We start from the raw sequence: 12,309 nt of genomic DNA, 5'->3' as shown, positions 1-12,309 counted from the left end.
GCTCCTTACTTAGTACATAGAGTGGGTGTTGCTTTCGATATGTTCTTTAGTGATACGACCGAACATTTTCCAGTAACACCAGATGGTGTAGGCCAGAACAATCGGAACGAACACGCAAGCAACATAAGTCATTAAGTTCAGCGTCATATGGCTGGAGGTTGCATCCCACATGGTCAGGCTAGCATTCAGCATGGTGCTGGATGGCATCACGAATGGGAACATAGCGATACCTGCAGTCAGGATGATGCACGCCAGCGTCAGTGATGAGAACACGAACGCCAGAGCGCCTTTTTCCAGACGAGACGTCAGAACCGTCAGCAGCGGCAGCAACACACCCAACGCCGGAATAGCCCACAGCACAGGCATCGCGTTGAAGTTCACCAGCCATGCACCGGCCTCACGCGCCACTTCTTTGGTCAGCGGGTTAGACGGCGCGACGTGGTTAATCGCAGACGTCACCACGTAACCATCAATACCGTAGACCACCCAAACACCTGCCAGCGCGAAGCAGACCAGTGTGATCAGGGCAGCAACCTGAGCCGTTGCACGAGAACGCAGATGCAGCTCACCAACAGTACGCATCTGCAGATAGGTTGCGCCCTGGGTGATGATCATCGCCACACTGACTACGCCTGCCAGCAGACCAAACGGATTCAGCAGCTGGAAGAAGTTACCGGTGTAGTAAAGACGCATGTACTCGTCCATGTGGAACGGTACACCCTGCAGCAGGTTACCGAATGCCACACCAATCACCAGCGGTGGAACGAAGCTACCAATGAAGATGCCCCAGTCCCACATGTTACGCCAGCGGGTGTCTTCAATTTTGGAACGGTAGTCAAAACCTACCGGACGGAAGAATAAAGACGCCAGAACCAGAATCATCGCCACGTAGAAACCGGAGAACGCAGCCGCGTAAACCATCGGCCAGGCAGCGAACAGCGCGCCGCCTGCGGTGATCAGCCACACCTGGTTACCGTCCCAGTGCGGGGCGATGGAGTTGATCATGATTCGACGCTCGGTGTCATTACGACCGAGGAAACGGGTGAGCATCCCCACCCCCATGTCGAAACCATCCGTGACAGCAAAACCGATCAGCAGAACACCGATCAACAGCCACCAGATAAAACGCAATACTTCATAATCGATCATTTGATGACTCCTGTCTTAGCGTGCCGGCTGAGTAGTCACACCGGACTGCTCGTAGTGATAGCGACCGGTTTTCAGGCTGCTTGGGCCAAGGCGCGCGAACTTGAACATCAGGAACAGTTCAGCCACCAGGAACAGGGTGTAGAGACCACAGATCAGCAGCATTGAGAAGATCAGATCGCCTGCTGTCAGCGAGGAGTTGGCCACCGCCGTTGGCAGCACCTCACCAATCGCCCATGGCTGACGTCCATACTCCGCAACAAACCAGCCGGACTCAATTGCGATCCACGGCAGCGGGATAGCATACAGCGCCGTACGCAGCAGCCATTTTTTCTCGCCGATGCGGTTACGAATCACAGACCAGAAGGACGCCGCAATGATCAGCAGCATGATGATGCCGCAGCCTACCATGATACGGAATGCAAAGTAGAGTGGCGCTACGCGTGGAATAGAGTCTTTGGTTGCCATCTGGATCTGCGCTTCCGTCGCGTCGGAGACGTTCGGGGTATAGCGTTTCAGCAGCAGACCGTAGCCCAGATCTTTCTTCACGTCGTTGAACTGGTCACGAACGGCCTGGTCGGTAGAACCGGCACGCAGCTGTTCCAGCAGAGCGTAGGCTTTCATACCGTTACGGATACGGCCTTCGTGCTGCTCCATCAGCTCTTTCAGACCCGTCACCTGTTTGTCAACAGAACGGGTGGCGATGATACCCAGCGCATAAGGAATTTGAATGGCGAAGCGGTTTTCCTGGGCGTCCTGGTCCGGAATACCGAACAGGGTAAAGGCAGCCGGGGCCGGTTGGGTTTCCCATTCAGCTTCGATTGCGGCGAGCTTGGTTTTCTGTACGTCACCCATTTCATAACCGGATTCATCACCCAGCACGATAACGGAGAGGATGGCAGCCATACCGAAGCTTGCAGCGATAGCAAAGGAACGTTTAGCGAAGGCGAAGTCACGACCACGCAGCATATAGTAGGAGCTGATGCCCAGAATGAACATCGCGCCGCACACATAGCCAGAGGCCACGGTGTGGACGAATTTAACCTGAGCAACCGGGTTCAGGACCAGTTCGGCAAAGCTGACCATCTCCATACGCATGGTTTCGAAGTTGAAATCAGACGCAATCGGGTTCTGCATCCAGCCGTTTGCCACCAGGATCCACAGCGCGGACAGGTTAGACCCTAATGCCACCAGCCAGGTCACCGCCATATGCTGGACTTTGCCCAGACGGTCCCAGCCGAAGAAGAACAGACCTACAAAGGTGGATTCGAGGAAGAAGGCCATCAGACCTTCAATGGCCAGCGGCGCACCGAAGATATCCCCTACATAGTGGGAATAATATGACCAGTTAGTCCCGAACTGGAACTCCATGGTCAAACCGGTAGCCACGCCCAGTGCAAAGTTGATACCAAACAACTTGCCCCAGAACTTGGTCATATCTTTATAAATCTGTTTGCCGGACAGAACGTATACCGTTTCCATGATGGCCAGCAGGAACGCCATACCGAGCGTCAGCGGCACAAACAGGAAGTGGTACATCGCGGTCAAGGCAAACTGTAAGCGCGACAGTTCGACTACGTCTAACATTATGACTCCTTGCTCATCGCATGAAGACTCCGAGAGTGAACCCCAGGAAAAGGATCCACACGCATGCCCCAATACAAAGTTATCTGCTCCCCTTCTTCGTTGCCTATTCTCTACAGAATGAAAAAGCAGTGATGAAAGGTTACAAATACGTTAATAAAAAACTCAAATTGGTCCCGCAAATATAATACGCTGCAAAACCCTTACAATAAACAGGTTTTTATTGAATCATATTTACGTTTTTCGACGGCGATCAATTTATAGCAAAATTACCACTTTTCGACCATTTTGATCGGGGACAATTTAGCGCTTTTAAGCACCTTTTTCCAAGGATTAAACTTTGATTTAAATCAAAAACAACGACCGATGTTAACCATGTTTAAACGCGGTAAGAATGGTGAAAACCATGTTAACGATATGTGCATACAAAGCTGTGATTGGTTATCGAAGAAGGGAAAAAATATAAACAGAAGTGATTTTAATTAACGCAAAAGAAAAACACCTTTTCGACGCGGGGCAATCCTTAAAGCGTAGTCGGGCCAGGTTATTTTTCCAGAGTTTGACTGCAACCCTTCGAAATTACATTTAATTTACTTTTCGCGCTCTATAAGTTAACACCGTAGCGTGACTATTTAATGAAAAAAGGCTGCACTTGGCAGCCTTTTTTCGTTTTTCAGGCAAGAAGAATGCTAAAGGTTCGTGACTGCCCCGGTCTGAACGTGCCGGTAATCCCCTGCTCTTCACGATCATCCAGTAACCGTTCATTCAGGTCCGTTTCGCCGCACCGTTTCAACGCCGGGTTAACGGATAACGTCGTCTCGCAGACGCTGGACTCCGAAGGGTTGAACAGGCGAAGAATAAGTTCATCCCGATCTTCCGCTTTTTTGAGCGCGCTGAGCACGCATCCCGTCGGGGAAAGCGCCAGCAGACTGTAACTTTCCGGCGTGGTGAACGACGCACGGTTTAATTTCATCGCATCCCAGGGGATCTTGTTATAGCACTGCACCGGCGTTAACCACGCCTTAGCCTGCTGCGTGACGCCCGAGCTTTCAGGGGTGCCACTGAAACTGAACAGGCTAAAACGGCAGGTTAACGGACCACGCATCTGGGAATCCGGGACGGGCATCTTAATCCCCGAAGGTCTGCCAGGGCGCAACAGCAAATCTTCTTTTCCGAGTAACCCCACGCCGCGCAGCAGAGTCAGCGCAAAGGCTTTTTTGGTATCGCCCACCACTTCAAATTCACGTAGTCCTTCTGTAAACAGCGCAAGCCCGTTTCGCTTTTCCTGCAGCACGGCATAGTTGAGCAAATTCCAGACAGGAACGGGCGCTTCTTTCCAGCCCTCTTCCTGCCAGCGTTGCATCGCAGCGTCCTGCACGGGGCGAGTAATGGTGCCAAACTGCGTATCCGCGAGCACGTGCTGAGTCGTAAACGGTGTGGGGATCAGCACCCGAACGCGGTGGTCATCCGCCTGGTTATCCAGACGCACCGCCACATCAATACGTCTGCTGTTGTGGCTGAGCGTAATGTCAAATGCCACCTCAAGAGAACCCTTTCGCTGACGTGCTGCGCGTTCAGAGAGGTTTGCCGGTACAGCAATACGGTGGCGGATCACCGCCCTGCTCTGCCAGGCTTCGTGTATGACGTCAACCTGATGCTCGCCCTGTGCTGAAGTGAGTCTCCACTCTTCCCGTGAAGGCGAGTAGTCGTACTCATCGCCATCATCCGAACTCTCTTCAATCTCCAGTACCCGGTCGTAAATCAGGCCGGTTTCTTTGTCGCGCAGACGCAGCGTACCGTCGTCGTTTATATCAATCTGCCAGAAAGCATTTTCGAGTAAAGCACCGGTGTTTTGCGCCGGAGAGAGCACCTTTCCGGCTACGTGCGGTTCTATAAACAGCGTACGGTAGCCCATCGACGGCAGGATCTGGCTGAGCTGGATATCAAACTCCATAAACGGTTCGTAGTTGCCGTAATGGACAATCTGCCGGTCAATGAGACCAGGGTCGAGCTCGCGCGCGCTGCGAATGAAATACGGGATCTCGTTGCCTTTCTCATCACGCAGACGAAACTGGCTGGCGCGCAGCCGAATCGTGGTGTTCATCACCTCTTCACGCGGCCAGGGCATCAGGTTGAACATCACCAGCTTATCGGCGTCGGATTGCGGCATGTTGTCGACAATCTTGCGCATATAGAAGCGCACCAGGTTGTCTGCCATGTCCTCCGCCAGCTCAAAGCGGGAAACAATCTCGCGATGCACCTTGTCGCTGCAGCAGCAGCCGATGCTGTCGTGGGCGTGATTCTTGAGGATCTCTTTCCACATTTTCTCCAGCAGACCGTGGTGATAGTCGAAGCCGAGAGTCCAGGCAAGCGTCGCCAGCGGCTCAAGCACGTTGACGATTTTATTCTCGATACGCGCATGGGCGATTTTAATGTCCATGCGCGTGGAGCCGATTGTCCGGTGCACGCGCATGTATTTCCCGTCGATAAACTCCCCTTTCAGCGTCGCCAGTTCATCGCGCCGCGCCTCAATATGGTCAAACACCTCCTCGAAGCGGCTCATCACAAACTGACGTTGCGGATAGATTTCACGAAGCTTCTCCATCACCGCAAAAAGGTTCTGCTGCAGCGGCATCTGGTCGTGTCCGTTGGGCAGCAAAATCTCTTTGGTGACAGAGGCGTTTTCCAGGACCTCGAAATAACTGTCGAGCCGTTTTCGTAGCCCGGCCTCATCCTCAGGTAAGTACTTACCAATCGCATAGCCCAGCGGCAGCACCTGTGCCGTCACTTCACTGCCGTCCTGGCTCTGCCAGAGAAATTCGGTTTTATCGGTACCGTGTCGTTCAGAACAGCCGCGCCAGAACATCGTGCGGGTAATGCCAAAGCCGTTATAAATATGCGGAAGCTGGCCTGACATCCCAAACGAATCCGGCAGATAACCGATCATCATCGGCTCGCCGAACGCCATACAGTCGCGAATACCGTACATCAGGTTGCGGACAATCGACTCGCCGCTGACGATCGTGGTATCGGTCTGGGTATACCACGGGCCGATAATCAGTTTTCCGCGCTCGACAAGCACCTTCACCCGCGAGCGGTTTTCGGGCTTGACGGCAAAGTAATCCTCCAGCACTGCCGTCTGTCCGTCGAGAACGTAATATTTATAGGCCTCGTCCTGCTCCAGACGGGTCAGGATCTCTTCCATATTATTGACCAGAAGAATACGCGACTCTTCGGTGGTGAAGTACCACTCACGGTCCCAGTGCATATGCGGCGTGATATGAACGCGAGATACAGCTTTCATCTTCGTTTCCTGTGTTGTGCGTTTTACGGTATGGCGCCTTCAGTGATGTATTTGCCCGTTTTGACCGCCTGACGTCGCCAGAGCAGCAGAATAAATGTGGAGATAGCGGTCCCCACCAGCGCCGCACCAAACCAGCCTGCCGCTGCAACCACACCGCTCAGCCCTGCATCATGAAGTAAAAAGAGCGAGAAAATGCCTGCGCCCGGCGTGGACAGGCCGATCCCCATCGCGCCAACAATCGCCCCTGTCACCATGGAGCCCAGCACAAATGAGCCAATGACGCGGAGGGGATCTTCAACCGCCATCGGTATCGCCCCTTCGGTAATGCCCGCGAGGCCAAGCAGCCACGTTGATTTGCCGGTTTCAATTTCAAACGGTTTAAACAATCTCGGCGCCAGCATCGTTGACGCCGTCACGGTAAAGGCCGAGACCATCTTGACGGAGGCGAAAATCGCATAGGGGCCATACACCCCGTTGGCCATCGCCCCGAGGCAGAACGCGTAGGAGGCTTTGTTGACCGGCCCGCCCAAATCGAACGAACACATAAAGCCAAGGATCGCGCCCAGGAGCAGCGCATTCGCGCCAGAAAGACCATTAAGCCAGGCGGTGAGCGCGTTGTTTATCCAGGCCACCGGTTCGCCGATCACAAACAGCATCAGGCTGCCTGCGCCCAGCACGCCAATAACCGGATAAAGATAAAAGGTTAAGAAGCCGTTGAAGCGGCTACTGAGGCGAATGTGATTTTTCACCCAGCGCATCAGGTAGCCCGCAATCAGCCCGCCTGCGATGGCCCCCAGAAAACCGGAACCAATCATATTGGCAGCCAGACCGGCAGCGAAACCCGGCGTCAGCGCCGGTTTATCCGCCAGTGAATAAGCGGTATACGCCGCCAGAACGGGAACCATCAGCATGCCAAGCATGCCGCCGCCAAGCTTGCGGTACATCCACAGCCACGAGTTTTCCTGATCGAATAAGTGCTGCAGCCCCAGAATTTGCGCCAGCAATACCGACACGGCCAGCACCGTACCACCGGCGACAATCAACGGCACCGCAAAGGAGATGCCGCTCAGGAGCGCCTGCTTGAGCTCGGTTTTGACACTCTTTTTTGTTTCGGTATCGACGGGCGCATGACGCGCAGCGTCGGCAGGCTTTAACGCCAGCGCGCGTTCTATTAACGCTTCAGCATGGCGTAGTGGTTCCGCAACGGGTACGGAAACGGTGGGGATCCCCGCAAAGCGTTCACTCTCTTTGATCGCCACTTCTGCGGCAAAGATACATGCTCTGGCCTCCTGCAGTTGCTGCGACGTGAGGCGCCCCTCAATGCCGTTCGCCCCCTGCTTTTCCACCACCACGTTGACGCCCATCCTGCGTCCCGCTTTTTCCAGATATTCCGCCGCCATATAGGTGTGGGCAATCCCGGCCGGGCAGGCGGTAACGCAGACAATAGTCGGGGCACTCTCCTGGATGGCGTCGGCCTGCTCCCCGGGCGCGGCGTCCAGCGCGGTCAGCACACCTTCGGCCATGGTCGCAGCCATTACGCGGGCCCTGAGATCGTCATCCGCCAGGCGAGACGTGAGCGCCGTTAACACCTCAATATGCGTTGATCCGGCTTCCGCCGGAGGGATCGCGAGCAGGAAAATGAGCGTGACCTCTTCCGGCCCGTCCACCCCTTCCCATTCCAGCGGCTCGCACAGCGTTGCGACGGCAAATGCCGCCTCTTTTACCGTGGCCGATTTGCCATGGGGGACAGCCAGCCCCTCACCCAGCGCGGTTGGGCCAAGCGATTCCCGTTGAAAAACGTCCACCAGAAAAGCCTCGGCGTCAGTGATTTTGCCCAGCGCCTCCAGCCGCATCGCGAGCTGACGTATTGCCTCATCACGGCGGGTAAACTGCGCCTGAACGCAGACAGCACGCGGATCGGTCAGGGTCGTCAGGTTCATAGAGATCCTCACAGTTGCATCGTTATAGTCTGCGAAGGATTGTGGCAGAGCGGATAATACATTTATGTGATCATTTTCACTAACATCAAAATTTGTATTTAAGTTGTATTATTTACAAATCATTAGTTGAATGCATAATTCTCAGAAAAGGTATTAATCAGGCGCGATAAAATGGGCAACAAACCGCGATACCGGCAGATAGCGGATGTCTTCCGCGAAAAAATTAACGCCGGAGAATTAAAACCGGGTGACGCGCTACCAACGGAATCCAGCCTTCAGGAGGCGTTTAGCGTCAGCCGCGTCACCGTCCGGCAGGCCCTGAAACTCCTTGCCGACGAACAGATCATCGAAAGCATCCAGGGCAGTGGTTCCTATGTAAAAGAGGAGCGGGTGAATTACGACATTTACCAGCTCACCGGCTTTTACGAAAAACTGGCGGATCGCAACGTTGATACGCACAGCGACGTCAAAATTTTTGAAGTGGTAAAAGCCGATACAAGACTCGCGGCTACGCTGGCAATTGGCGAAGATGATAAGGTCTGGCACGTCAAGCGCGTACGCTTCATCAAGCAGAAGCCGGTAAACCTGGAAGAAACCTGGATGCCGCTGGCGATGTTCCCCGACCTCACCTGGGAAGTGATGGAAAAGTCGAAATACCACTACGTTGAACAGATCAAAAAGCTGGTCATCGATCGCAGTGAACAGGAGCTGGTGCCGGTCATGCCCTCAGAAGAGGCGATTGCTGCGCTGGCGCTCGATCCGGCAAAACCGATCCTGGAAAAAGTCTCCCGCGGTTTCCTGAAAGATGGCCGGGTTTTCGAATACAGCCGCAACGTGTTCAATACCGACGATTACAAATTCACCCTCGTGGCGAAACGCAGGCAATAAAAAAGGCCGCTTTACAGCGGCCAACCATGTCGAAACGGACATTTTTTATTTCAACGCGCCCCTTTCAGGGCGCAGAGAGGACTTACTTAATGATGGATTTCAGTGCTTCGCCGATATCCGCCAGGCTGCGAACGGTCTTCACGCCTGCGGCTTCCAGCGCTGCGAATTTCTCATCAGCCGTACCTTTACCACCGGCGATAATCGCGCCTGCGTGACCCATACGCTTACCTTTCGGCGCCGTCACACCCGCGATGTAACCGACTACTGGCTTGGTTACGTGTTCTTTGATGTAAGCAGCCGCTTCTTCTTCCGCGCTACCACCGATCTCACCGATCATGACGATCGCTTCGGTCTGTGGATCTTCCTGGAATAGCTTCAGGATGTCGATGAAGTTAGAGCCTGGGATTGGGTCACCGCCGATGCCCACACAGGTGGACTGGCCGAAGCCGTAGTCGGTGGTCTGCTTAACCGCTTCATAGGTCAGCGTACCGGAACGGGAAACGATACCCACTTTGCCCGGCTTGTGAATGTGACCTGGCATGATGCCGATTTTGCATTCGCCTGGGGTGATCACGCCTGGGCAGTTCGGGCCGATCATGCGCACGCCCGCTTCGTCCAGCTTCACTTTCACGATCAGCATATCCAGCGTCGGGATACCTTCAGTGATGGTGATGATCAGTTTGATGCCAGCGTCGATCGCTTCCAGAATGGAGTCTTTGCAGAACGGTGCCGGAACGTAGATAACGGTCGCGGTTGCGCCCGTCGCTTCTACGGCTTCACGCACGGTGTTGAACACCGGCAGGCCCAGGTGCGTGGTGCCACCTTTACCTGGTGTTACACCGCCAACCATCTGCGTACCGTAGGCAATCGCCTGCTCGGAGTGGAAAGTCCCCTGGCTACCGGTGAAGCCCTGGCAGATAACCTTGGTATCTTTATTGATTAAAACTGACATTATTTCCCCTCCACTGCGGCAACAACCTGCTGAGCTGCATCCGTCAGACTTTTCGCTGCAATAATATTCAGGCCGCTGTCAGCCAGTTTTTTCGCGCCGAGTTCAGCGTTGTTACCTTCCAGACGCACAACAACCGGAACGTTAACGCCCACTTCTTCTACCGCGCCGATGATGCCGTCTGCGATCAGGTCGCAACGTACGATACCGCCGAAGATGTTCACCAGAACGGCTTTCACGTTGTCGTCAGAGAGAATGATTTTGAACGCTTCGGTTACGCGCTCTTTGGTTGCGCCCCCCCCTACGTCGAGGAAGTTCGCTGGCTCGCCGCCGTGCAGCTTAACGATGTCCATGGTGCCCATCGCCAGGCCCGCACCGTTAACCATGCAGCCGATGTTGCCATCCAGCGCCACGTAGTTCAGCTCCCACTGAGCAGCCTGTGCTTCACGCGGGTCTTCCTGAGACTGGTCACGCATTTCGCGCAGATCTGGCTGGCGGAACAGGGCATTGCCGTCAGCACCCAGTTTGCCATCGAGGCAGATCAGATCGCCCTGAGTGGTGATCACCAGCGGGTTGATCTCGATCAGCGCCAGATCGCGCTCCAGGAAGATGGTCGCCAGCCCCATGAAGATCTTGGTGAACTGCTGAACCAGCTTGCCTTCCAGACCCAGTTTGAACGCCAGCTCACGGCCCTGGTAAGGCATTGGACCTGCCAGTGGATCGATAGCCACTTTATGGATCAGGTGTGGCGTCTCTTCTGCCACTTTTTCGATTTCCACGCCGCCTTCGGTAGACGCCATGAACACCACGCGACGCGAGCTACGGTCTACCACCGCGCCCAGATACAGCTCTTTCGCGATGTCGGTTGCCGCTTCAACCAGGATCTGGTTGACTGGCTGGCCGTTCGCATCTGTCTGGTAAGTGACCAGACGCTTGCCGAGCCAATGTTCAGCAAATGCACGAATTTCTTCTTTGCTCTTAACAACCTTCACACCGCCCGCTTTACCACGGCCACCAGCGTGAACCTGACATTTAACTACCCACGGGCCGGAACCGATTTTAGATGCGGCTTCTTCTGCTTCACGCGGGGTAGTACAGGCATAACCCACCGGAGCCGGTAAGCCATACCGGGCAAACAGCTGTTTGGCCTGATATTCATGTAAGTTCATGTGTTCTATCCATCCTTCAGGGTAATCGTTATCTTCAAACCTGCAGGCCGGTGCAAGGCGTATCCGGCCTACAGGGCAGGTGATGCTAAAAGGGACTAGACGTCCAGCAGCAGACGCGTTGGATCTTCCAGCAGCTCTTTAATCGCTACCAGGAAGCCCACGGACTCGCGGCCGTCGATCAGACGGTGATCGTAAGAGAGCGCCAGATACATCATTGGCAGGATCTCCACTTTACCGTCTACCGCCATCGGACGATCTTTAATGGCGTGCATACCCAGGATCGCGCTCTGCGGCGGGTTGATGATCGGGGTAGACATCAGCGAGCCAAACACGCCGCCGTTGGTAATGGTGAAGTTACCGCCGGTCAGGTCGTCTACGGTCAGCTTGCCGTCGCGGCCTTTCACGGCCAGCTCTTTAATATTTTTCTCGATGTCGGCCATACCCAGGGTATCCACATCACGCAGAACCGGAGTCACCAGACCACGTGGCGTAGACACCGCCATGCTGACGTCGAAATAGTTGTGGTAAACCACGTCATCACCATCGATGGACGCGTTCACTTCCGGGTAGCGTTTCAGCGCTTCAACAACCGCTTTCACGTAGAAGGACATAAAGCCCAGACGGATACCGTGACGTTTTTCAAACGCGTCACCGTACTGCTTACGCAGGTCCATGATTGGCTTCATGTTCACTTCGTTGAAGGTGGTCAGCATCGCGGTGGAGTTTTTCGCTTCCAGCAGACGCTCTGCCACACGCTTACGCAGGCGAGTCATTGGCACGCGTTTTTCACTGCGCGCACCCAGAGCAGGCTGTGCTGCTGGGGCTGCCACAGGGGCTTTCGCTTCTGCCTGAGCAGGCGCTTTCGCCAGGTGTTTGTCGATGTCTTCACGGGTCAGACGACCGCCTACACCGGTACCTTTGATGGCTGCCGGGTCAAGGCTGTGTTCAGCCAGCAGGCGACGGATCGCCGGGCTGAGCGCGTCGTTGGTCTGTTCTTCCAGAGAAGCCTGCTGGCGCTGAGCCGGCGTAGAGGCTTTCTCTTCAGACTTCGCGCTGGACTCTTTGCCCGCGCTGTTGCCTTCACGCAGGCGACCCAGGATCTGGCGAGAGGTTACGGTGGTGCCTTCGTCTTCCAGCACCGCGTCCAGAACGCCATCCGCCGAAGCCGGTACTTCCAGTACCACTTTGTCAGTTTCGATTTCTACCAGCACTTCATCGCGCTTAACGGCATCGCCTGGTTTTTTATGCCAGGTAGCGACGGTCGCATCTGCTACAGATTCAGGCAGGTCGGGAACAAGAATATCTACGCTACTCATTATGTATCCTTTA

Annotated in this window: 8 protein-coding genes; 1 reads left to right on the top strand and 7 read right to left on the bottom strand. The window is 54.7% G+C overall.

Going from position 1 to position 12,309, the window contains the following annotated elements; genetic code table 11:
* Positions 1-9 precede the first annotated feature (9 nt).
* The 4 genes from cydB to mngA form a co-directional block, all read right to left on the bottom strand.
* Positions 10-1,149: a cytochrome d ubiquinol oxidase subunit II gene (gene cydB, locus APU11_RS13610; protein ID WP_013097535.1), complete on the bottom strand. Its 1,140-nt coding sequence runs from the start codon at positions 1,147-1,149 to the stop codon at positions 10-12.
* A gap of 15 nt (positions 1,150-1,164) precedes the next feature.
* Positions 1,165-2,733, bottom strand: coding sequence for a cytochrome ubiquinol oxidase subunit I (gene cydA / locus APU11_RS13605; RefSeq protein ID WP_013097536.1), 1,569 nt, complete (start codon positions 2,731-2,733; stop codon positions 1,165-1,167).
* 670 nt (positions 2,734-3,403) lie between these two features.
* Complete coding sequence (gene mngB / locus APU11_RS13600; protein WP_038986090.1) at positions 3,404-6,034, bottom strand: mannosylglycerate hydrolase; 2,631 nt, start codon at positions 6,032-6,034, stop codon at positions 3,404-3,406.
* A gap of 23 nt (positions 6,035-6,057) precedes the next feature.
* Complete coding sequence (gene mngA, locus APU11_RS13595; protein WP_060578529.1) at positions 6,058-7,974, bottom strand: PTS 2-O-a-mannosyl-D-glycerate transporter subunit IIABC; 1,917 nt, start codon at positions 7,972-7,974, stop codon at positions 6,058-6,060.
* 171 nt (positions 7,975-8,145) lie between these two features.
* On the opposite strand from mngA, the gene APU11_RS13590 reads away from it, so the two are divergent.
* Entirely contained in the window at positions 8,146-8,862 is a 717-nt protein-coding gene (locus APU11_RS13590; RefSeq protein WP_013097539.1) for a GntR family transcriptional regulator, read from the top strand.
* Between the two features lie 82 nt (positions 8,863-8,944).
* On the opposite strand, the gene sucD is transcribed toward APU11_RS13590, so the two are convergent.
* From sucD to odhB, 3 genes are all read right to left on the bottom strand, one after another.
* A complete protein-coding gene (gene sucD, locus APU11_RS13585; RefSeq protein ID WP_058650388.1) occupies positions 8,945-9,814 on the bottom strand; it encodes a succinate--CoA ligase subunit alpha in 870 nt (289 codons plus the stop codon).
* On the bottom strand, positions 9,814-10,980 hold the full coding sequence (gene sucC, locus APU11_RS13580; protein WP_006809579.1) for an ADP-forming succinate--CoA ligase subunit beta: 1,167 nt from the start codon (positions 10,978-10,980) through the stop codon (positions 9,814-9,816). The genes sucD and sucC overlap by 1 nt, the downstream gene beginning before the upstream one ends.
* A gap of 95 nt (positions 10,981-11,075) precedes the next feature.
* Positions 11,076-12,296, bottom strand: a complete 1,221-nt coding sequence (gene odhB / locus APU11_RS13575) for a 2-oxoglutarate dehydrogenase complex dihydrolipoyllysine-residue succinyltransferase (protein WP_013097540.1) — start codon at positions 12,294-12,296, stop codon at positions 11,076-11,078.
* Positions 12,297-12,309 lie beyond the last annotated feature (13 nt).

Origin of the sequence: Enterobacter sp. 50793107 (genome assembly GCF_001463365.1) — a bacterium.
Classification (GTDB): Bacteria; Pseudomonadota; Gammaproteobacteria; order Enterobacterales; family Enterobacteriaceae; genus Enterobacter; species Enterobacter cloacae.
The sequence above is the reverse complement of the archived record's forward strand: the minus strand, read 5'-3'. Positions and strand labels throughout refer to the sequence as shown.